The sequence below is a fragment of the Inhella sp. genome (assembly GCF_041912635.1).
Lineage (GTDB): Bacteria > Pseudomonadota > Gammaproteobacteria > Burkholderiales > Burkholderiaceae_C > Inhella.
Genome location: NZ_JAYRMO010000028.1, coordinates 1 through 21,161, shown reverse-complemented (window position 1 = coordinate 21,161; position 21,161 = coordinate 1). Strand labels below are relative to the sequence as shown.

Here is a 21,161-nt window from a genome sequence, read left to right as displayed (position 1 = left end):
GGTGTCTGGCCGGCCCGCCCCTAAGCTCGCCGGCTTTTTGAGAATCCCCCGCCCTTGAGCCCCGCCCCGCGCCGCCCCTGGATCGACCGCTTCACCGAGCCGGCCGTGGCACTGCGCATGGCCGCACTGGTGATCTGTGCGCTGGAGCTCTATTCGGCCGTGGCCACGCTGGCGGGCGCTGCCACCGAGCCCTATGACGGCCTGATCGCCCAGGCCTGGGCCGCGCTGGGTGGCGCGCCGCGCAACCCCACGCCGCTGATCCTTTCGCTGATGCTGCTGGGCGCCTTTGGCTGGTTGCTGTGGCGACTGGCCCGGCCCCAGCACATGGACAACCCGCCGCGCCACGCGCTGCGCTGGCTGGTGCTGCTGGACGTGCTGGCCTTCGCCGTCACGCCCGGCCTGCCTTTCCTCGTCACCGCCATGGCCGCGGTGCTGCTGCGCGCGCGCGCCGCGCTGATCTTTGCCGCCCTGCAGGTGCTGCTGGCCCTGGCCAACTACCTCTGGCTGCCCAATGCCGGCCAGCGCGACGAGCAGCTGCACCAGGGCCTGCTCTACGGCGTGACGATGACGGCCATGTCCATGCTCGCCCTGCACGGCCTGGCCTACGGTCTGGGCCGGCTCACGGCCTCGCAGGCCGAGAAGCGCCGCTGGCTGCAGGCCATGCTGGCCGAGCGCTTGAGCGCCGAGCGCCTGCACGACGAGCAGCTGCGCTACTCCGAGCGCCTGGTCATCGCCCGCGAGCTGCACGATCTGATGGGCCACCACCTGGCCGCGCTGAACCTGCAGCTGCAGCTCGGCGAGGCCCTGGCCGCGCGCGGCGACGCGAGCGCCGCCACCCCGGCCCTGGGCAAGGCGCGCGCCGTGGCGCAGCAGCTGCTGGCCGACGTGCGCGCGGCCGTCAGCGCCCAGCGCGACGAAGCCCGCATCGACCTGCGCGCCGCGCTGCAGGCCCTGCAGGCCGGCATCGAATCCCCGCGCATCGTGCTCGATGTGGCGGCCGATGCCGTGCAGGACTTGAGCCCGCGCTGCGCCCACGCGCTGCTGCGCTGCGTGCAGGAGGCGGTGACCAACTGCGTGCGCCACGCGCGCGCCCGCCAGGTCGAGGTGGCGATGCGACTGCTCTGCGTCGATTCCGGCGACCAGGTGCTGGTCCGCATCGAAGATGACGGCGTGGGCGCGCCCCGCCTGCAGGCCGGCAACGGCCTGACGGGCATGCGCGAGCGCGTAGAAGAATTGGGGGGCAGCCTGACGGTGCTGCGCCACCAACCCGGTTTTTGTCTGGAACTGCGCATCCCGCGCCAAGAGAGGCTCTAAGTGCAAGCTGCTGCCCCGAATCCGATCCGAGTGCTGCTGGTGGAAGACCAGCAGCTGGTGCGTGAAGGCCTGAAGGGCCTGCTGGCCCTGTGCGGCGACATCGAGCTCGTCGGCGAAGCCGAGGACGGCGCCAAGGCGCTCGAACTCATCCCCACGCTGATGCCCGATGTGGTGCTGTCCGACATGCGCATGCCGCGCCTGGACGGCATCGGCCTGATCCGCGCCCTGGCCGCGCGTGCCCTGGCCGTGCCGGTGCTGCTGCTCACCACCTTCGACGACCGCGAGGCCTTCGACGAGGCCGTGCGCGCCGGCGCCAAGGGCTTCCTGCTCAAGGCCATCAGCGTCGAGACCCTGGCGCAGGCGCTGCGCGACGTGGCCAGCGGCAGCACCGCGCTGCGCCCCGGCCTGACCGAGCGCGCCACCCGCCCCGGCGCCACCGAGCGCGCCTTCGAGGGCCTGCCCGACCCCGAACCCCTCAGCCCCAAGGAGCTGCAGGTGCTGCGCCTGGTGGCCAGCGGCCGCTCGAACACCGAGATCGCCGGCCTGCTGGGCAATAGCGAGGGCGTGATCAAGAACCACTGCTCGTCGATCTTCGCCAAGATGGGTGTGCGCGACCGCACCCAGGCCGTGCTGCGCGCGATCGATCTTGGTTGGATCTAAGGACCTCCGGCCGCTGACGGCCGGCCTGGCGCTGGCCTGCCTGGCGCCCACGCTGCTGGCCTACAACCTCAGCCCCTCGTCCACGCTGTTCAACCAGCTGCTGGCGCTGGGTGCTTGGGGCGGCGTGCTGCTGCTGGCGCCGGCCGGCTGGCCGGCCCGCGCCAGCCTGGGGCTCAAGCTGCTGCTGGCCGCGCTGGTGGCCTTGCTGATGGGCGCGCTGCTGGCCGGGCCGCAGGGCCTGCTGAAGGCCCCGCTGGCGCCGCTGCTGGAGCTGAACGTCTTCGTGCTGGCGGCTGCCGCCGTGGCCCTGCTGGGTGCGGCGCGCCTGGGGGTCGAGGGCCTGGCGCTGGGCCTGCTGGCGGCCGGCCTGGCGGGCACGGCCATCGGCGCGGTGCAGGTGTTCGCGCCGGCCTGGGCCGACGGCAGCTGGATCGCGCGCAGCGGTTATGCGGGCCGCGCGGTCGGCAATCTGCGCCAGCCCAACCACCTGGCCACGCTGATGGTGTGGGCGGCCATCGCCGCCGTCTGGCTGGCGCAGCGACGCGGCTGGCCCTTGCCGCGCCTGCTGGGCCTGCTGGCACTGCTGATCACCACCCTGGTGCTGACGGCCTCGCGCACCGGCCTGTGGTTCGGCGTGCCCCTGCTGCTGCTTTGGGGCCTGCTGGACCGCCAGCTCGCGCGCCCGCAGCGCATCGCCCTGCTGCTCACGCCCGTGCTGGCCCTGCTGGCCTGGGGCGGCCTGCACCTCTGGGCGGAACTGAGCGGTGCCACCTTCGGCGCCGAGGTGCGGCTGGACAGCGAGGGCGCGGGCTCGCCCTCGCGCATCAAGATCCTGCTCAACAGCTGGGAGCTGCTGAAGCAGCAGCCCTGGATCGGCGTGGGCTGGGGCGAGTTCAACCGCGCCTGGACGCTGACGCCCTTCCCGGACCGCCCGATCGCCTTCTTCGACCACAACCACAACCTGCCGCTGCAGCTGCTGGTCGAGCTGGGCGTGCCCCTGGGCACCCTGGTGCTGCTGCCACTGACGCTGGCCTTTGCCGCCGCCGTGCGCCTGGCCTGGCGCGCGCGGGGGGGCGATGCGCTGGACCGCCGTGCCGCGCTGATGCTGATCCTGATCGCCGGCGTGCACAGCATGCTGGAGTACCCGCTCTGGTACGCCTACTTCCTGCTGCCCACGGCCTATGCCTTCGGCCTGTGTCTGGCGGCGGAGGGGCAGGATGGCCCGGCACGCCAGCAGGCCCCACAGGCCGCGCAGGCCGCCCTGCACAAGGGCGTGGCCCTGGTGCTGCTGTTGGGCAGCCTGTATGCCGTCTGGGAGTACCGCGCCCTTACCGCCATCTATGCGCCGGGGCATGAGGGGGCCTCGCTGCGCGAGCGCATCGCGCGCGGCCAGCGCACCCTGTTCTTCGGCGCCCAGGCCGATTACGCCGCTGCCACCGCGCTCGGTACCGGCCCCGATGCTCTGGCCGCGGCCCGGCGCACGGGGCACCAGCTGATCGACGCGCGCTTGATGATGGCCTGGGCACGCAGCCTGCACGCCAACGGCCAGACCGACCAGGCCCTGCACCTGGTGGCACGCCTGCGCGAGTTCCGCAGCCCCGAGGGCAAGGCCTGGCTGGCGGAATGCGAATCCAGCCCGGAAGAATGGTTCTGCGCGGCGCCGCCGGCGCCCGTGCCCTGGACCGCGTTCTGAGCCTTCAGGCCCGGGTGTCGGCGCTCCCTGAGCGCGCTGCCGCGGGCTGCTCGCCCAGGTAGCGGCTCAGGTAGGCGGCCAGCCGCGGGTGCTGGCTCTGCGCCACGTTGAAGCGCAGATGGGTGTCGCCCGCGCCATCGGCCATGAAGGTGGCGCCGCGCACCAGCAGGATCTGCTGGCGGTAGGCATCCTGCACCAGGGCCTCGGGGTCCACGCCCGCGGGCAACTGGGCCCACAGGAACAGGCCGCCTTCGCCCGGCACCTCGATGCGCAGCCCGGCCTGGCGCAGCAGGCCCAGGCTGTGGTGGCGCGCCGCGGCCAGCTTGCGCTGCAGGCGTTCCAGGTGCTTGCGCCAGCGCCCGGCGGCCAGCAGTTCCTGGAACACCAGCTCGTTCAGCGCCGCGCCGGTCAGCACCTGGTGGATTTTTTCGCGCAGCAGGGCGCGCAGCAGCGTGGGCTCGGCGGCCAGGTAGCCCACGCGCAGCGCCGGGCTCACGGCCTTGCAGAAGCTGGAGTAGTAGATGACCCGCTCCAGGCCGGAAAGCGCCGCCAGCCGCGTGGGCTGGCCGGGGTGGAAATGGCCCTGCACATCGTCCTCGGCGATCAGGAAACCGTGCCGCTGCGCCAGCACCAGCAGGCGGTGCAGATGGGCCGGGCTGCTGCCCCAGCCGGTGGGGTTGTGCAGCACGGTCTGCGTGAACAGCAGGCGCGGCTGGTGCACGCGGCAGGCGGCATCGAGCTCTTCGAGGTCGATGCCCTCGGGCCGGCGCGTCACCGGCACGAGGCGCAGGCCGAGCTCGCGCAGGCGGCTGAACATCAGGAAGTAGCCGGGGTTCTCCACCAGCACCGCGTCGCCCGGGCGCAGCAGGGCGCGGCAGATCAGGTCGATCGCATGGGTGCCGCCGAAGGTCGTCAGCACCCGTCCGGCATCCACCGCAATGCCTTGTGCGCGCAGCTGCTGGGCCAGGCGCTCGCGCAGCTCGGGCAGGCCCTGCGGCGGGCAGCGCGTGGCCATGCCGGCCGGGCTGTGCGCCAGCGCGCGTGCCACGGTGCTGGCGGGCACGGCGTCCTGCAGCCAGCTGGCCGGCAGGGCGCCGCTGCTGGCCAGCAGCAGCCCGGCGTGCACGTCGTGCGCCTGCTGCGCCAGCCAGACCGGCTCCTGCGCCTCGCCGGCCTCGATGGCCGCGGCATCCGGCATGGGGGCGGCGGCGCGGCGCACGAAGGTGCCGGCCGTGCCCTGGCTGTCGACCAGGCCCGAGGCGGCCAGGCGCTCGTAGGCCAGCACCACGGTGTTGACGCTGACCCCCAGCTGCTGGGCCAGCTGGCGGATCGACATCAGGCGCGCACCTTGCGGCAACTGACCGCTCTGGATCAGGCCGCCCAGGCGCTGCTCGATCTGGTCGGCCAGCGGGGTGCTGCTCGTGCGGTCGATGGCAAACATGCGCCCGAGTCTATGAAAGCAGATTGAGCGCCAGCGCCAGCAGGCTCAGGCCCATGGCCAGATTGAAGGCGCGCAGCTTGCGCGGGTCGCTCAGGAAGCGCCGGATGCCGACACCGAACAGCGCCCAGCTGGAGGTGCAGGGCAGGCCGATCAGCAGGCCCAGGCTGGCGGCCAGCAGGCCGCCCTCGGCGGGGCTGAGACCGCTGGGCAGGAACACCGAGCCGATGGTGATGGCCTTGACCCAGCTTTTCGGGTTCACCGCCTGGAAGGCAAAGCCCTGCCAGAAGCTGGCCGGGCGCGGCAGCTCGGCGCCCTGCAGGCCGCCCGCGCCGCTGAGCTTCCAGGCCAGATAGACGAGGTAGAGCGCACCGACGACGCGCAACAGCTCGCGCGCCAGCGGCCAGGCCATGAAGAGATTGCCCAGGCCCAGGCAGCTCAGCAGGGTGAGCACGAAGCCGCCCACGCCGATGCCCAGGATCTGCGGCAGCGCGCCGCGGTAGCCGAAGTTGGCGCCCGAGGCGGTGAGCATGACGTTGTTGGGCCCCGGCGTGCTCGACATCACGAAGCAGTAGGTCATCAGGGGGATCAGGTCGGGCATCGGGGTTGGGTTCGCGGGCGCATCACAGGGCCGCCAGAGTAGGCAGGCGCGGTGCGCGGGCCAAGGCACAAGCCGGGCCCAGGCGGCCGAGGCTGTACCCCTGGCCCCACCGGTACAAGACGCCAAGAAAAAGGGCCCGGCAAGCCGGGCCCCTTGACCTGATGAGAGCGGTGTGGGCTCAGACCACGGTCACATCCGTGACGCCCGCCGCCACGCGCACGCGCTTGACGCTGGCCACGGCCGGCTGGGCCGGGGCCTGGCCGTTGGCCAGGCGCTTGAGCTTCTTGAAGTCGCACAGCAGCTCGGTCTTGCTGAGCGTGACCACCGCATAGCCCTGGGCATCGCTGTCCACATGCTTGATCCAGGGGTTGTTGACGGTTGGGCCGACACCCGTGGTGCTGTTGGCGAAGGGGTTGAGGCGCTTGACCACTTCGCTGGCCGGCACTGAGGACATCGGGATGCCCAGCGCCGCGGCCAGGCGGCCGGCAATGGCGCCGTACAGCGTCATTGCCGCCGCCGAGCGGCCGGTGGCGGCCAGACCGGCGATGGTCTGCGCCACGATCGTGCCCATCACCCCGGCCTGCGTCTCATCGAAGGTGTTGATGATGGCGCGCGACAGCGTGGGCGTGGGCGCGAAGGCGGCGGCCGGCACCATGCCGGCCTGGATCGCTGCACCCACCGCGGCCTGGATGGCGGCGGTGTTGCTCAGATCGGTGATGCCCGCGCCCAAGGCGATGGCGGCACTCAGCATCTGGATGGCGATGCCCTCGGCCTCGGCTTCGCTGATGGCCACCAGGGGCTTGAGCGGGGCGAAGGCCGGCAGGCTGGCGGCCTGCAGGAAGTAGGTGAAGTTGCTGTTGCTGGACATGCCGGCGGTGACCAGGTCCACCATCGCTGGCACCGGGGTGGCGGCGTTGTAGTCGGCCATCACCACGCCGGCGTAGAAGGCGTGGATGTCGCCGGTGACGGCCACCACGTTCTTCACGCCCTTGCCCAGCAGCTGCCCCATCAGGTACTTGCGCTCGGTGTTGTAGCCGTCCCATTGGTCGGCGTTGAGCACGAACTTGGTCTTGAAGGCGGCCGGCGCACTGGGGATCTTGGCGCCGTCGACGCCCATCTTCAGCAGCGAGGTTTCGTTGCCCCAGATCTTCCACTGCGAGGTCGAGCTGGTCATGGTCTGCGCCCACCACTGGCGCTGCGAGCCGCCCAGCACGGTGACCAGGGCCATCGGGTCGGGCAGGGCGGCGCCGGCGGCGAGCTTTTGCGCCTCGATGCCGTAGAGCGTGGCCTCCGGCACCATGTAGCGCGCACCGATCTGGCCCAGCGGCTGGCCGGTCAGCGGGTTGGGCGCGGCCTCCGGGATCATGTGGTCGGCGCGGTAGAGGCGCTGGTCGGTCATCACCAGGTGCATCAGCTTCCCGAACTTGAGGTCGCGGTAGATGCGGATGTTGGTGATGCCCTGGCCGGGCTCGAAGCTGAACGGGATGTCGGCCGGCATGTACTCGAACCAGGCCTGGTTCGCACCCAGGCGGCGGCTCGTCTGCACCGTGTTGTCGGCCACGCCGGTGGCGGCGTTGAAGCTGCCGTTCTCGTAGGTGCTGCGGTCCTGCCAGCAGTCATCGCTGAACTCGTGGTCGTCCCACACCGCCACCATCGCAAACCGTTCGTGCACGGCCTGCAGGCGCGGGTCGGTGCGGTAGCGCTTGTAGAGGTAGCGGTAGTCGGCCAGGCCGTTGGCGTACTTGCCGCCGCTGGGCAGGGCGGTGCCTTGCGGCAGCTGCAGCAGCGGGTGGCCGGCTTCCACGCCGCCGGTCTGGAAGGCCTCGCCCACGGTTTCGTAGATGTAGTCGCCCAGGTGGACGATGAAGTCCACGTCTTCCTGCGCCAGGCTTTCCATGCCGGCCCAGTGGTTGACGCTCCAGTCCTGGCAGGACATGAAGGCGAACTTCAGGCTCGCGTTGTCGGCATCCGCGGCCGGGGCGGTCTTGAAGCGGCCGACCTTGGAGCGGGTGTCGCCGGCGGTGAACTGGTAGTAGTACACCGTGTTGGCCTGCAGGCCGCTGATGCGGTGGCGCAGGCTGTGGTCGTACTGGGCGTAGACGGGCACGTCGGCCTCGGCATCGATGTTGCCGCTCAGGGCCGTGGTGGTGCCCACGGCGCTGGCGTTGGCCACCGCCGCGCTGATGCGCAGCTTGACGCTGAAGTTGCCGCCGCTGACGGAGGCCACGTCATCGGCGCTGGCCGGCACCACGCGGGCCCAGAGCACGGCGCCATCGGGCTTGGGGTCGCCCGAGGCGATGGACTGCGGGAACTTGTGCGCGCCGGTGGCGGCCGGCGTGGCCGGCAGCGGAATGCTGGAGCCGGGGAAGGTGGGCGGCAGCGGCACGATGGGCGTGCCGACATCGCCCCCGCCGCCACTGCAGCCGGTCAGGCCGCCGAGGGCGGAGGAAGCGGTGATGAGGGCGCCAGCCTGGACGGCGCTGCGACGGAGAAAACTGCGGCGATCCATATGCGCCTCCTCAGAACTTGTGGTTCAGCTGCAGGCCGAAGAAATTGGCCTTGCTGGTGTAGTTGCCACGCACGCGCGCCTTGCTGCAGTTGCAGGGGGTCTCGCCCTCGGCGTCGTCGGTGATGTCCATGGCGGCGTCTTTCACGTCGATCAGGCCGACGGCGAAATCCACCGTGGTGTTGGCGCCGACGATGAAGTTCGCGCCCAGCGTGGTCCAGGTGCGGTGGGCGTCGGGCAGCACCGGGCTGCGGGTGGAGCTGGGCACGGGCGACTTCTCGCGTGCCACGCCGGCGCGCAGGGTCAGGTCCTTGTGCACCTTCCAATTCGCGCCCAGCGAAAGGCGCAGGGTGTCCTTCCAGTGCTCGGGGCTGATCGAGTCGGGCGTGCTGCTGTCGAAGTCGATGCGCAGCTGCTCCAGGCGCGACTGGCGCATCCAGGTGGCGTCGGCCAGCAGGGCCAGGGTCGGCGTGATCTGCTGGTAGATGTGGGTGGAGAGCGACTCGGGCGTGCGCACCGAGACCGAGGCGCCGGAGTCGTTGTGGTCCAGCTTGCCGGCGCCGTCATACGGGGCGGCCTTGATGGCGGCCAGAACGGCGGCGGGCAGATTGGCCGGTTGCGTCCAGTCGCCATTGCCCTTCAGGCGCTGCTTGACGGGCGAGCGGTAGCTCAGGCCGATGCGCGTGCTGTCCTTGACCGGTTCCCACATCAGCGCGAGGTTGAAGCCGAAGCCCCAGTCCTTGCCGTCCACGGCGATCGAGCCGTCAAAGGCCGGGTTGCCGAAGACCTGCGCGGCCTGCTGCTGCAGCTCCAGCGCCAGCGCGGTGGCGCCGGCGGCAGCGGCCTGGCGCGCGGCGCTCAGCAGGCCCAGGGTGTAGGCCGAGGCATAGGGCACGGCGCGCTTGATCTCGCCTTCCATGTACTGCGCCACCAGGCCGCCGGCGAGCGAGAGCTCGTCCGTCACCTTGAAGGCCAGATTGGGGTTGAAGGCGATCGACTTCAGCACCACCTTCTGGATGTTGTAGCGGCCGCCCCAGTTGTCGTCGTAATTGAGCTTGGCGCCCCAGGGCACGAAGGTGCCGAAGCCGGCCACCATGCGATCGTTCAGCTGGTAGCTGGCGTAGAAGTGCGGCACATAGGCCGGGCCGGCCGGGCTTTGCACATTGCCGGGCTGCGAGGTCGGGCGCGGCTGCAGGCCCGACTCCGGCGAGGTGATGAAGGAGCCGGCATCGGTGAAGCGCACCTTGGGCTCCACGTAGTCCAGCACGCCCGAGAAGCGGATGCCGGACAGGCGGGTCAGGCCGGCCGGATTCGCAAAGATGGTGCTGGCGTCGAGGGCTTCGGCGCCGTTCGAGTTGGCGGTGCCCTCGGCGGCGGCCGACTGGGTGCCGAAGCGGTAGCCCGAGGCCTGGGCGGCCAGCGGGCTGAAGGCGAGCAGGGCCAGGCCCAGCGCGCCGACCAACGGAAGGTGGGACGGGTTTTTCATTCTCTTGACCTCCGGGGACAGATATCCAGGGCGGTCGATTGTGCGGACGGTGGGCTAGGGTGTCTGCCCTAGCGTGGGTCAGGGAAACCCGCTGGGTGTTAGCCCCGCGCCACAGTGACGAGACTCACATCACGAGGACACAAATCACCAGGCTGGCGAGTGCGGCGGGGGCGGCCAGACGCAGGTGGGCGCGCCAGTCGATCGCGATGCCTTCCTTCTCGGCCAGGTCCACCACGATCAGGTTGGCGATCGAGCCCACCAGCAGCAGATTGCCCGCCAGGGTGCTCACCAAGGCCAGCAGCGCGCCCGCCTGCTGTGGGTCGGCCCCGAGATGCGGCAGCAGCAGCATCACCGCCGGCACGTTGGAGACGAGGTTGCTGAGCAGCACGGCCACCACCGTCAGCGTGCCCGGCTCGTGCAGGTGCACGCCCTGGCCCTGCAGCCAGGCCACGGCCTGGGCGCTCAGGCCGGTGGCCTCGAAGGCATGGTTGACGACGAACAGGCCGATGAAGAGCAGCAGCAGTTGCCAGTCCACGAAACCCATCACCTCGCTGCTGTGCAGGCGCCGGCTCATCAGGAGCACGCCGGCGCCGATCAGCGCGGCCACCTCGCGCGGGAAGTCGCTGAACAGGAACACGCCCATCAGCGCGGTGGCGACGATCAGGCCCTTGGTGGACTGCCAGGCGTCGAAGGCGGGCTCCTGCGCGGCACCGGCCTCCCGTGCCGCCGTGGGCTGCCAGCGCACGCCAAACGCCAGCCAGGCCCACAGCAGGACCAGGCCCAGGCCCACCGGCAGCAGGGCCTGGCGCAGGTAGGCACCGAAGGGCAGCTTCAGCACCGAGCCGATCAGCATGTTCTGCGGGTTGCCGATCAGGGTGGCGGCGGAGCCGATATTGGCCGCGCAGGCCAGGCCCACCAGCAGGGGCAGCGGGTCCAGGCCGCGGCGCAGGGCCAGGCGCGCCACCACCGGGGTCATGGCCAGGCAGATCACGTCATTGCTGAACACGGCCGAGAGCGCGCCGGCCACGGCGATCAGCGCCGCCAGCAGGGCCGGGGCCGAGAGCGGCAGCGCGGCCACGCGCCGCGTCACCTCGGTATAGAAGCCGCCCAGTCGCATCTGCGCCGACACCACCATGAAAGCGAACAGCAGCACCAGGGTCGGCAGGTCGACCGCACGGGCGGCGTCATGAATGGTCTCGCCCGCCAGCGGAATGACGGCGATGGCGCCGAGCAGGGCGATGCCGGCGCGGTCCAGCTTGAGCTTGGGCAGGCCGCCCAGGAACATGCCCAGGTAGACAACGGCAAAGACGATGACGACGCCGCCATCGAAAGGGGCATGCAAGACAGGCGCGGACATGGCCGGCATCGTCCCCCAGAATCCAAGCGCCATGGGGAGGACAAAACCATTCAACAAGCTGCTGCTGACGGCCGCGCTGGTCGTGGTCGGGCCGGCCTTGGCCGATTGCCCGCCCCAGCTGCGCATCAGCTTCAACTACGAGGCCTTCCCGCCCAGCCTGAAGGGCCAGGGCCCGGGCTTCCAGGAGCACGACCCTGGCTGGCTGGTGCTGGCCACCCGCGCCGCTCTGCGGCAGCTGGGCTGCAAGGCCGAGCTGCTGCGCTTGCCGCACCGCCGCATGGATCTGGAGCTGCAGGGCGGCCAGCTGGGCTTCGGCCTGCTGTTCGGCTACACGCTGGAGCGAGGCACGCGGCTCGGCTTCCCGCTTGATGCCCAGGGCCGCCCGGATGCAAGCCGCGCCATCGCCACCACCGCGCTGCGCCTGTACGCCTGGCCGCAGCGCGTGCCGGCCCAGGCTTGGGACGGCGAGCGTCTGGCGCCCGGCCTGACGGTGGGCGTGGTGCAGGGCACCACGCAGGATGGCGTGGCGCAGCGGCGTGGCTTCACTGCCGTGCCCATCCGCGGCTTCGACAGCGCCTTGCCGATGCTCAAGGCAAGGCGCTTCGACCTGCTGCTCATCAACCCCGAGGCCCTGCCCAGCACTGCGCTCGAAGGCCCCGAGGCCCTGGTGCCCGTGGGCCCGCCGGTGCAGCGCACCCTCTACTTCGCCGCCAGCAGCCGCGCGCTGCAGGCGCGTCACCCGCAGTTCGTGCAGGGCTTCTGGGCGGCGCTGTGCCAGGCCAGCCAGCGCCTGCAGCCCCCCGGAGGCGGCGAGAGCCTGCCCTGCCCGGCCCAGGCGGAGTGATGAGCGGCAGCCCGCAGCCGGCCTGGCAGGGCCAAGCCTTGCTGGGTGCCGGGCTGGCGCTGTTCGTCGGCCACAGCGGGGACAACCGGGCGCACCGGCATTTGGCGCACCAGGTCTGCCTGGCGCGGCCCGGCACGGTCTCGCAGCTGGAGCTGGATGAGGGCGTGGTGCAAGGTGAGGCGCTGTGGCTGCGCGCCGGCACGCGGCACCGCCTGCTCGGCCACCAGGGCTTGCTGCTGTGGGTGGACCCGACCCACGCGCTGGCGCCGGCCCTGCTGGGTTCGGGCCCCGCTGCCTGGGGCCACCTGGAGCCCGCCTGGTTCGCCCGCCTTCGGGCGCTGGCGCTGAACCCGCAGGCTGCGACGCTCATGGCGTTGCAGCCACCGGTTGCCGCGGCGCCGGACACCCGGCTGGCGAGCGTGCTGGCGCTGCTGCGCCAGGCCCTGGCCGGCGGGGACAAGGGCGAGCGTCAGGCCCTGGCGCAGGCCTGTGCGCTGTCCCCCGACCGCTTCTCGCACTGGTTCAAAGCGCAAACCGGCATGCCCCTGCGCAGCTACCGCAAATGGCTGCGCTTGCTGCTGGCCATCGAGCAGGCGCTGGCCGGCCGCAGCCTCATCGAAGCCGCGCATGGCGCCGGCTTTGCCGATCAGGCGCATTTCGCCCGCACCCTGCGCGCGATGCTGGGTGTGACGGCCTCGATCGCGTTGCGCGGCGTGCGCCTGCTCTGAAGCAGGGCCGCGCGACTGTTTCGTTCAAGCGCGCGCGGGGCCGCCAGGCCACCATGGCCACCCGCCCACTTCCTGCCCCCCGCCGTGAACTTGCTGCTGCAACCCAGCCCGCTGCTGGATTTCGACCACCCGGCCATCGAGCAACTGGTGCAAGGCCGTCACTGGCTGCACCTGCCCCCTGCCGAGCGCATCCGGGCGGCCTATGACTTCGTGCGCAACGAGATCGTGTTTGGCTACAACGCCTCGGACGACGTACCGGCCTCCCAGGTGCTGGCCGATGGCCATGGCCAATGCAACACCAAGGCCACGCTCTTCATGGCCCTGCTGCGCCGCCTGGGCCTGCCTTGCCGGCTGCACGGCTTCACCATCGACAAGGCCCTGCAGGCCGGCGCCCTGCCGGCGCCCATCCAGTCGCTGGCGCCGCGCGAGATCCTGCACAGCTGGGTCGAGGTGCAGCATCAGGGGCGCTGGGTCGCGCTGGAGGGACTGATCCTCGACGACCGCTACCTTGCCAGCCTGCAACGCCGCTTCGCCCGCCAGGGCGGGCCCTTCTGCGGCTATGGCGCCGCCACGCCGAACCTGCAGACCGTGGCCGTGCAGTGGCGCGGCCAGGACACCTTCATTCAGCGCGAGGGCATCCGCCAGGACTTCGGCTTGTTCAATACCCCCGACGCCTTCTATGCGCAACAGGGCGTGAACCTGCGCGGGCCGCGCCGCTGGCTGTTCGAGCGCCTGCTGCGGCCGCGCATCAACGCCCATGTCGCGCGCATCCGCCGCGGGGAGTGGTGAGGGCACCTGTGCGCAAGCTGTCGAGCCGTCTTCCGGCTGGAGAGCCGGGGGCGTGAATCGGTTTTGAGCGCAGGTCCGCTACCCTGCGCGACTTTCTGAAGCGGGGGGGTGGTGTGCGGAAATGGTTGTGCGGCTTGATGGCATGGTGTTGCATGGCTTGGGTGCAAGCGGCAACTGGCCTGCCGGCCGAACTCTTCTTCAAGGAGAGCGAACTGCGCCAGGCGGTGTTGTCTCCATCGGGCACCAAGCTGGCTTTGAGCTTTGGCGGCGACGGGCACCGGGTCGGGCTGTTCGTGTTGGAGGTCGATGACACCAGCAAGGGCCGTGCCGTGGCTCATTTCTCGGATGTGGATGTCGATGACATCCACTGGGTCAATGACGAACGTCTGATCTTCAGTACCACCGACTTCTCTGCGGGCGGCGGACGCCCCAGCGGAGCGCCGGGGCTGTTTGCGGTGGACGCGAGCGGCGAGAACCTGCGCATGTTGGTGCGCCGTCGCCATGCGCCGATGCAGACCGGCACCCATATCGTCAGCCGCACCTTGGACTGGAATCACGAGTTGCTGATGGTGCCGCAGCCCCGGGCGGCCGAGACCAATGAGGAGGTGCTTATTGCCGAGCTCAAGTTCGGGCTGGACGACTCGGTGAGCTATTACCCGCTCTGGCTCCATACCCGCACCGGTCGTACCCGGGGAGCGGAAGTTCGCGCACCCGGCGAACCGCTGCGTTGGTGGTTTGACGGCCAGGGTGAGGCGCGCGCGGTGATGACCCGCAAGGACCAGTACTTGACCCTGCACTGGCGCGCACCCGGCCAGACCGAGTGGCAGGTGCTGGCGCGTGGCGATGTGCTGCGCATGCCCTTCCTACCCCACAGCGTGGACGACAAGGGCCAGCTCTACGTGACCCATAGCGAGGGCGCTGAAGGCCGGACGGTCCTGAGCTTGTACGACTTCGCGAGCAAGGCACCCGGCAAGGTTCTGGTGTCGCTGCAGGGCTTCGACTTCCAGGGGCGCCTGCTGCGCGGTGCGCCGGGTGAGCGGGCTCTGGGCCTGCGTCTGACGCACGATGCCGAGACGACGGTCTGGTTCAGCGCGGCCCACAAGCAGTTGCAGCAGAAGGTGGACGCCCAGCTCCCAGGGCGCGTGAATCGCATGAGTTGCCGACGTTGCGATGCGAAGGAAGTGGTGGCGCTGATCCACTCCTATGCCGATGTCGAAGCGGGTCGGGTTTGGCTCTACCGGGGCAGCCCGCCCCAGGGGCAGCCGGAGTGGACGGCGGTGGCCGCCGCGCGCAAGGAGCTGCAGCCGGCCGAGATGGCAACCCTGGATTTGCACCGCATCCGTGCGCGCGACGGGCATGAGCTGCCGGTCTGGGTCAGCAGCCCGCGCCGACCCGCCGCCGGCAAGCCGGCGGTGGTGCTGGTGCATGGCGGGCCGTGGGTGCGCGGCTGGTCCTGGACGTGGGAGCCCTGGACGCAGTTCCTGGCCTCGCGTGGCTACCTGGTGATCGCGCCGGAGTTCCGTGGCAGTTCCGGCTACGGCGACGCGCACGAGCGGGCGGGCTACAAGCAATGGGGGCAGGCGATGCAGGACGATGTCGCGGACGCCCTGCAATGGGCACGCAAACAAGGCCTGGCGGGCGAGAAGGCCTGCATTGCCGGTGCAAGCTACGGCGGCTACAGCGCTTTGATGGGGTTGGTCCGGCACCCCGAGCTCTACCGCTGTGGCGTGGCCTGGGTGGCGGTCACCGACCTGGAGCTGCTGCTGAACGGCTCCGTCTGGATCGATGACGACACCAGCGACCTGGCGCGTCGGCACTCGTTGCCCGAGATGATTGGCGACCCGGTCCGAGACGCCGAGATGCTGCGCGCCCACTCCCCGGTCCACCAGGCGGCGCGCATTCAGGCGCCGGTGTTGCTGGGCTTTGGAGAGGACGACCGCCGGGTTCCGCTGGCCCACGGCCAGCGCTTGCGCGCGGCGCTGCAAAAGGCCGGCAATGAGCCCGAGTGGGTCAGCTATCCCGGTGAAGGCCACTTCTGGGCTCTGTTGAAGAACCGGGTGGACTTCGCCCAGCGTGTCGAGCGCTTCCTGGAAAGGCATTTGCAGTGAGTACGGCGCACGGCCCCGCCCTGGTACTCGGTGCCGGCGGCTGGCTGGGCGCGGCCCTGCTGGCCCAGGTGCTGGCCGCCGGACACGCCCAGGTGGGCGCGCTGGTGCAGCGCCCGCTGGCCAGCACGCACCGCGGGCTGCTGACCCTGAGCCAGGCCGAGCTGCAGGCGCCCGATGAGCGCTTGCGCGGCACTTGGTCCGGTGCCACCGCCTACCTGGTGCTGGAGCGCCCCGGCCTCACCGGCACGCGCGATGCCGCCTTCGTGGCGCCCAGCGTCGCGCAGCTGCCTGAACTGGGCCGCCAGCTGCGTGCGCTCGGCGTGGCGCGGCTCTTCGTGGTGCTGCCGCATGCGCCCAACAGCCTGCCGGTGGCCCTGCGCGATGGCTTTGCCGACCAGGACGAGCAGGCGCTCAGCCAGCTCGGCTTTACCCAGCTGGTGCTGCTGCGCAGCAGCCGCGAGCGCGTGGCGGTGCAGGGCAGTTGGCTGGAGCGCTTTGCCGCGGCCTGGTGGTCGCAGCTGCGCTGGATGCTGCCGGACAGCGAGCGCCCGCTGCGCTCGGTGGCGCTGGCGCGTGTGGCGGTGGCGGCCGAGCGCGTGCTGCGCGAGGCCGGCCCCGGCACCTGGGTGCTGAGCCAGGAGCTGGCCAGCCGCGCCGCCCATGCGCCGCAGGGGGTGGAGGCGGCACTGCGGACGGAACTGCTGGCCAAGCTGATGCAGAACAAGGAGCGGGGCTCGGGCCGGTCCGGATAATCCCGGCCCATGTCCTACGTCCCGCTCAAGAACGACGTCTTCCTGCGCGCCGCGCTGCGCCAGGCCACGCCCTACACCCCCGTCTGGCTGATGCGCCAGGCCGGCCGCTACCTGCCCGAGTACAAGGCCACGCGCGCCAAGGCAGGCAGCTTCATGGGCCTGGCCAAGTCGCCCAACTACGCCACCGAGGTGACGCTGCAGCCGCTCGAGCGCTTTCCGCTCGACGCCGCCATCCTGTTCAGCGACATCCTGACCGTGCCCGACGCGATGGGCCTGGGCCTGAGCTTCGGCGAGGGCGAGGGCCCGCGCTTTGCCAAGACGGTGCGCGATGAGGCTTCGCTGAAGGAGGCCGTGTTCGACCTCAACCAGCTGCGCTACGTGGTGGATGCGGTCGCTTCGATCCGCCAGGCCCTGGGCGGCAAGGTGCCGCTGATCGGCTTTGCCGGCAGCCCCTGGACCCTGGCCTGCTACATGGTCGAGGGCAAGGGCAGCGACGACTACCGCCAGGTCAAGACCCTGATGTACAGCCGCCCCGACCTGATGCAGGGCCTGCTGGACAAGTTGGTGGACGCCACCATCCAATATCTGAACGCCCAGATCGACGCCGGCGCCCAGGCGGTGATGCTGTTCGACAGCTGGGGCGGCGTGCTCAGCCACGATGCCTACCTGCGCTTCGCGCTGCCGGCCTCGCAGCGTGTGCTGGCCGGCCTGAAGCGCATCGGCGCCGATGGCCAGCGCGTGCCGCACATTCTGTTCACCAAGGGCGGTGGCCTGTGGCTGCAGGAACAGGTGGAGACCGGTGCCGACATGCTGGGCCTGGACTGGACCATGGACCTCGGCCGCGCCCGCGCCCTTACGCAGGACCGCGTGGCCCTGCAGGGCAATCTGGACCCGATGTGCCTGTTCGCCCCGCCCGCCGTGGTGCAGGCCGAGGCCATCAAGGTGCTGGACAGCTTCGGCCGCCCGCAGCGCGCCGATGGCAGCTGGGGCGGCCATGTGTTCAACCTCGGCCATGGCATCAGCCAGCACACGCCGATCGAGCAGGTCGCGGCCTTGGTCGAGGCCGTGCACAACCACTCGCGCACGCTGCGCTAGTCGGTTAGCGCCCGCTCACTCGGGCGGGCGCGAAATGGCGCGGCGCTACACGAGCCGGGCGCACTTGTCCCCACATTTTGTGGAGCGGGGGCTCCAACCCTGGGTCGGTGCCGCGCCCTCGGTCGACCGTGCTAAACCCTTGTCCTGAAAGCGTTTTTTCAGGCGCCCTGGGCGTGAGAATGGGCTTCCGGCCCGGAGCCTGCACGACCGCCCTGCGGCTGCCCCGCTTTTTCCCACAAACTTATCCACAGGCTGTGGATCGTTCGAAAAACCCAAGCCTGGCGCCACTTTGTGACGGATTCCTCAAACTCCTGTGACGTCGTGCTGAAGGTGGCCGTGCCCACCCCGCAGCACAGCGGCCTGGGTGCGCCGCTGGATTACCGCCACCACCAGGCCCTGCCGCCCGGCAGCCTGGTGCGCGCGCCGCTGGGGAAGCGCCAGGTGCTGGGGGTGGTGTGGGACGGCGAGCCGGACCCCGACCCCGGCGTGGAACTGAAAGCCCTGGCCGGCGTGCTGGCCCTGCCGCCGCTGGACGCCGGCTGGCGCGCTCTGGTGCGCTTTGCCGCCGCCTATTACCAGCGCGGCCTGGGCGAGTTGGCCCTGGCCGCCTTGCCGCCCACCCTGGCCCAGCTGGACGACACCCAGCTGGCACGCCGCCTGAAGCGTCAGCCCGCTGCGCTGGAGGCCGCCGCGCCCGGCGCCGGCCCGGCCCTGCAAGCCGGCCAGCAGGCCGCGGTGGATCTGCTCAGCGCCCAGCTGCGCGGCGAGGTGCCGCCCCAGCCGGTGCTGCTCTGGGGCCTGACCGGCAGCGGCAAGACCGAGGTCTATCTGCACGCCGCCGCCCAAGCCCTGGCCCTGGGCCGCCAGGTGCTGGTGCTGGTGCCCGAGATCAATCTGACCCCGCAGCTGCAGGCCCGCTTTGCGGCGCGCTTTGGCGCGGAGCGCGTGGCCTGCCTGCACTCCGGCCTGACGCCCCCGCAGCGCCTGCGCGACTGGCTGCGCGCGCACAGCGGCCAGGCCGATTTGGTGCTGGGCACGCGCCTGGCGGTGATGGCCTCGCTGCCGCGCCTCGGGCTCATCGTGGTGGACGAGGAGCACGATCCCAGCTTCAAGGCGCAGGACGGCGCGCGCCAGTCGGCGCGCGATCTGGCGGTCTGGCGCGCCGCGCATGGGCGCTTCCCGGTGCTGCTGGGCTCGGCCACGCCCTCGCTGGAGAGCTGGCACAACGCACAGACCGGCCGCTACCGCCGGGTGGATCTGACCGAGCGCATTGGTGCGGCGCCCCTGCCCACGGTGCGCCTGCTCGATCTCAACAACCAGCCGCCCCCCAAGGGCCCCGGCGCGACGCCCCCGCCGTTTGCCGCGCCGCTCCTGCAGGCCATCGAGCAGCGCATCGCGCGCGGCGAGCAATCCCTGCTGCTCTTGAACCGGCGCGGCTACGCCCCGGTGCTGCATTGCGGCCAGTGCAGCTGGCGCAGCGGCTGCCCGCATTGCAGCGCCTGGCGCGTCTTCCACAAGAGCGACCGCACGCTGCGCTGCCACCACTGCGGCTTCACCGAGCGTGTGCCCAGCGCCTGCCCGGACTGCGGCAACCAGGACATCGCCCCGATCGGCCGCGGCACCGAACGCCTGGAGGAGCAGCTTGAACACCTGCTGCCCACGGCGCGCCTGGCGCGTCTGGACGCGGACAGCACCTCAAAAGCCGGCAGCCTGGAAGCCCAGCTGGCGCGCGTGCACGCCGGTGAGGTGGACGTGCTGGTGGGCACGCAGATGATTGCCAAGGGCCACGACTTCCGCAACGTGACCCTGGTGGCGGCGCTCAACCCCGACAACCTGCTGTATTCGAGCGACTTCCGCGCCCCCGAGCGCCTGTTCGCGCTGCTGATGCAGGCCGGCGGCCGCGCCGGCCGGGCCGGCCACGCCGCGGAAATGTGGGTGCAGACCCACCAGCCGCGCCACCCGCTCTACCAGGCCTTGCAGAAGCACGACTTCGTCGCCTTCGCCACCAGCCAGCTCGAAGAGCGACAGCTCGCCGGCCTGCCGCCCTTCGCCCACCTGGCCCTGCTGCGCGCCGACAGCCGCGAGGAGTTCGTGGCGCGCGACTTCCTGCAGGCCGCCGCCGCCGCCGGCCAGGCGCTGGCGCCGGACAGCGAACTGTTCTGGTACCCGCCCGTGCCCCACCCGGTGCCTAAGGTGGCCAACCAGTGGCGCTGGCAGATGCTGGTGGAGTGCCCGCAGCGCGCGCCGCTGCAGCGTGCGCTCGCGGCCTGGGTGCCCGAGCTGCATGCGCTCAAGCGCCAGCACAAGGGGCTGACGCGCTGGGCGATTGACGTGGATCCGCTGGCGATCTGAACCTAGATCCGGCAGTTGACCGCTTCCCGCCGCATGAAGCAGTCGGTACATCAAGGACTTGCGCACACGTCCGGCTTCAGCGTCCTGGTGAGAACGCTTTGCGCCCGCTGGCTGCGTTGCTCGCCTTTGCGGGCACTGAGCCCGCTGCGAGCTCGCGCCTTGCCAGCCCCCCGCTTTGCCCGTCCCTTGGCCGCAATCAACTGCCGGATCTTGGCCGAACGGGTTGAGAGGGGCCGCAGGTCTGGGCTTAACCCCAGCGGGGGTTAAGGAAGCGTGGGCCGGCCGGGCCCCAGGTGGCGGCGCAGCCAGTTGTGCATCTCCCACTGCACCTGCCCGGCGGCCTCGCGGCTTTGCAGGCTGTGACCTTCCAGCGGCAGCAGCACCAGGCGCGTCGTCAGGCCCAAGCCGGCCAGGGCCTGGTGCAGGCGCTCGCTCTGCAGCGCCGGGGTGCCGGGGTTGGCATCCTGCTCGCCGTGGATGAGCAGCAGCGGCTCCTTGATGCGCTCGGCGTGCAGAAAGGGCGAGACCTTCATGTAGGTCTCGCGCGCTTCCCAGAGGTTGCGGCGCTCACTCTGGAAGCCGAACGGGGTGAGCGTGCGGTTGTAGGCGCCGCCGCGGGCGATGCCGGCCTTGAACAGATTGGTGTGCGCGAGCAGATTGGCCGCCATGTAGGCGCCATAGCTCTGGCCGCCGATGGCCAGGCGGCTGATGTCCACGCCGCCGTGCTCGCGCAGCTGCTCCACCAGGGCCTTGGCATTCATCTGCAGCTGTTCGACGAAGCCGTCGTTGACGGTGCGCGAGTCGCCCACCACCGGCATCGTGGCCTCCACCACCACCGCATAGCCCTCCAGCGCCAGCCAGATCGGGCTGCCGGGTGGCGGCAGGCCGTTGAGCTCGCTGTAGGCGGCGGCCTGCGAGGCGAGTTCGGCGTCGGTGAACTCGCGCGGGTAGGCCCAGATCAGCGCCGGGCGCCTTTGGCCTTCCTGGTGGTCCGGCGGCAGCAGCAGCCAGGCGGACATCTCCACGCCGTCCTCGCGCTTGAAGCTCAGGTGCTGGCGCTTGATGGCACGCCAGGCGGCCGAGAGGTCGCGCGGGGGCAGCAGCGCGCGCCATTGCGCGCCATCGCGCACCCCCGGCTGCGGGGCCTCGTGGGCGCGCTCGACCTGGGTCAGCAGCTGGCGCTCGTCCAGCCAGGCGAGCGGCATTTCCAGCACGCCTTCGGCGGCCTGGAAGACGCGTTGCACGGGCTGGTCCTTGATGCTGTAGCGGTCCAGGAAAGGGCGTTCGCCCTTCGGGCTGGCGCCGCTGCCCACGAAGTAGAAGGACTCGCCATCCTTGCTGCCCGCCACCACGCGGCCGCCATGCGGCAAGGTGCGCATCAGCGGCGCGCCGGGGTGGCGGAAGCGCTCGCGCAGCGCGTGCTCGAACAGCAGGCGGC

At 71.0% G+C, this 21,161-nt stretch carries 16 protein-coding genes; 10 read left to right on the top strand and 6 right to left on the bottom strand.

The annotated features are described in order from the left end of the window. Positions 1-54 precede the first annotated feature (54 nt). The 3 genes from ACE3QP_RS15945 to ACE3QP_RS15935 are packed head-to-tail and all read left to right on the top strand — an operon-like array spanning position 55 to position 3,667. Positions 55-1,314 carry a sensor histidine kinase gene (locus ACE3QP_RS15945; RefSeq protein ID WP_374437473.1) on the top strand — a complete coding sequence of 420 codons (1,260 nt, stop codon included), beginning with the start codon at positions 55-57 and terminating at the stop codon, positions 1,312-1,314. Then, a complete protein-coding gene (locus ACE3QP_RS15940) occupies positions 1,315-1,974 on the top strand; it encodes a response regulator transcription factor (protein ID WP_198110283.1) in 660 nt (219 codons plus the stop codon). It abuts the gene before it with no gap. After that, positions 1,961-3,667 carry a Wzy polymerase domain-containing protein gene (locus ACE3QP_RS15935; RefSeq protein ID WP_374437472.1) on the top strand — a complete coding sequence of 569 codons (1,707 nt, stop codon included), beginning with the start codon at positions 1,961-1,963 and terminating at the stop codon, positions 3,665-3,667. Before ACE3QP_RS15940 ends, ACE3QP_RS15935 begins: the two co-directional genes overlap by 14 nt. A gap of 4 nt (positions 3,668-3,671) precedes the next feature. On the opposite strand, the gene ACE3QP_RS15930 is transcribed toward ACE3QP_RS15935, so the two are convergent. From ACE3QP_RS15930 to ACE3QP_RS15910, 5 genes are all read right to left on the bottom strand, one after another. Continuing rightward, positions 3,672-5,108: a PLP-dependent aminotransferase family protein gene (locus ACE3QP_RS15930; protein ID WP_374437471.1), complete on the bottom strand. Its 1,437-nt coding sequence runs from the start codon at positions 5,106-5,108 to the stop codon at positions 3,672-3,674. A 10-nt stretch (positions 5,109-5,118) separates the two neighbouring features. Next, a complete protein-coding gene (locus ACE3QP_RS15925) occupies positions 5,119-5,706 on the bottom strand; it encodes a LysE family translocator (RefSeq protein ID WP_374437470.1) in 588 nt (195 codons plus the stop codon). A gap of 178 nt (positions 5,707-5,884) precedes the next feature. Then, on the bottom strand, positions 5,885-8,215 hold the full coding sequence (locus ACE3QP_RS15920; protein ID WP_374437469.1) for an alkaline phosphatase: 2,331 nt from the start codon (positions 8,213-8,215) through the stop codon (positions 5,885-5,887). 10 nt (positions 8,216-8,225) lie between these two features. Next, a complete protein-coding gene (locus tag ACE3QP_RS15915; RefSeq protein ID WP_374437468.1) occupies positions 8,226-9,698 on the bottom strand; it encodes an OmpP1/FadL family transporter in 1,473 nt (490 codons plus the stop codon). A gap of 124 nt (positions 9,699-9,822) precedes the next feature. Next, positions 9,823-11,055 (bottom strand): SLC13 family permease, encoded by a 1,233-nt coding sequence (locus ACE3QP_RS15910; RefSeq protein ID WP_374437467.1) that lies wholly within the window; start codon positions 11,053-11,055, stop codon positions 9,823-9,825. Positions 11,056-11,086: 31 nt separating this feature from the next. Here ACE3QP_RS15910 and ACE3QP_RS15905 point away from each other — a divergent pair, with 31 nt between their 5' ends. From ACE3QP_RS15905 to ACE3QP_RS15875, 7 genes are all read left to right on the top strand, one after another. Then, the gene (locus ACE3QP_RS15905) at positions 11,087-11,899 is read left to right on the top strand and encodes a hypothetical protein (protein ID WP_374437466.1); all 813 of its coding nucleotides are present in this window, start codon (positions 11,087-11,089) and stop codon (positions 11,897-11,899) included. Continuing rightward, entirely contained in the window at positions 11,899-12,627 is a 729-nt protein-coding gene (locus tag ACE3QP_RS15900) for a helix-turn-helix domain-containing protein (protein ID WP_374437465.1), read from the top strand. Before ACE3QP_RS15905 ends, ACE3QP_RS15900 begins: the two co-directional genes overlap by 1 nt. Before the next feature lie 84 nt (positions 12,628-12,711). Next, positions 12,712-13,416: a transglutaminase family protein gene (locus ACE3QP_RS15895; RefSeq protein WP_374437464.1), complete on the top strand. Its 705-nt coding sequence runs from the start codon at positions 12,712-12,714 to the stop codon at positions 13,414-13,416. Positions 13,417-13,577: 161 nt separating this feature from the next. Continuing rightward, positions 13,578-15,524 carry an alpha/beta hydrolase family protein gene (locus ACE3QP_RS15890; RefSeq protein WP_374437463.1) on the top strand — a complete coding sequence of 649 codons (1,947 nt, stop codon included), beginning with the start codon at positions 13,578-13,580 and terminating at the stop codon, positions 15,522-15,524. Continuing rightward, positions 15,521-16,276, top strand: coding sequence for a hypothetical protein (locus ACE3QP_RS15885; protein WP_374437462.1), 756 nt, complete (start codon positions 15,521-15,523; stop codon positions 16,274-16,276). Before ACE3QP_RS15890 ends, ACE3QP_RS15885 begins: the two co-directional genes overlap by 4 nt. A 9-nt stretch (positions 16,277-16,285) precedes the next feature. Next, complete coding sequence (gene hemE / locus ACE3QP_RS15880) at positions 16,286-17,371, top strand: uroporphyrinogen decarboxylase (RefSeq protein ID WP_374437461.1); 1,086 nt, start codon at positions 16,286-16,288, stop codon at positions 17,369-17,371. A 291-nt stretch (positions 17,372-17,662) separates the two neighbouring features. Next, positions 17,663-19,723 (top strand): primosomal protein N', encoded by a 2,061-nt coding sequence (locus tag ACE3QP_RS15875; RefSeq protein WP_374437460.1) that lies wholly within the window; start codon positions 17,663-17,665, stop codon positions 19,721-19,723. 263 nt (positions 19,724-19,986) lie between these two features. Here the strand turns inward: ACE3QP_RS15875 and ACE3QP_RS15870 are convergent. After that, positions 19,987-21,161, bottom strand: a 1,175-nt coding sequence (locus tag ACE3QP_RS15870) for an alpha/beta hydrolase family protein (protein ID WP_374437459.1), incomplete at its 5' end; no start/stop codon positions are given.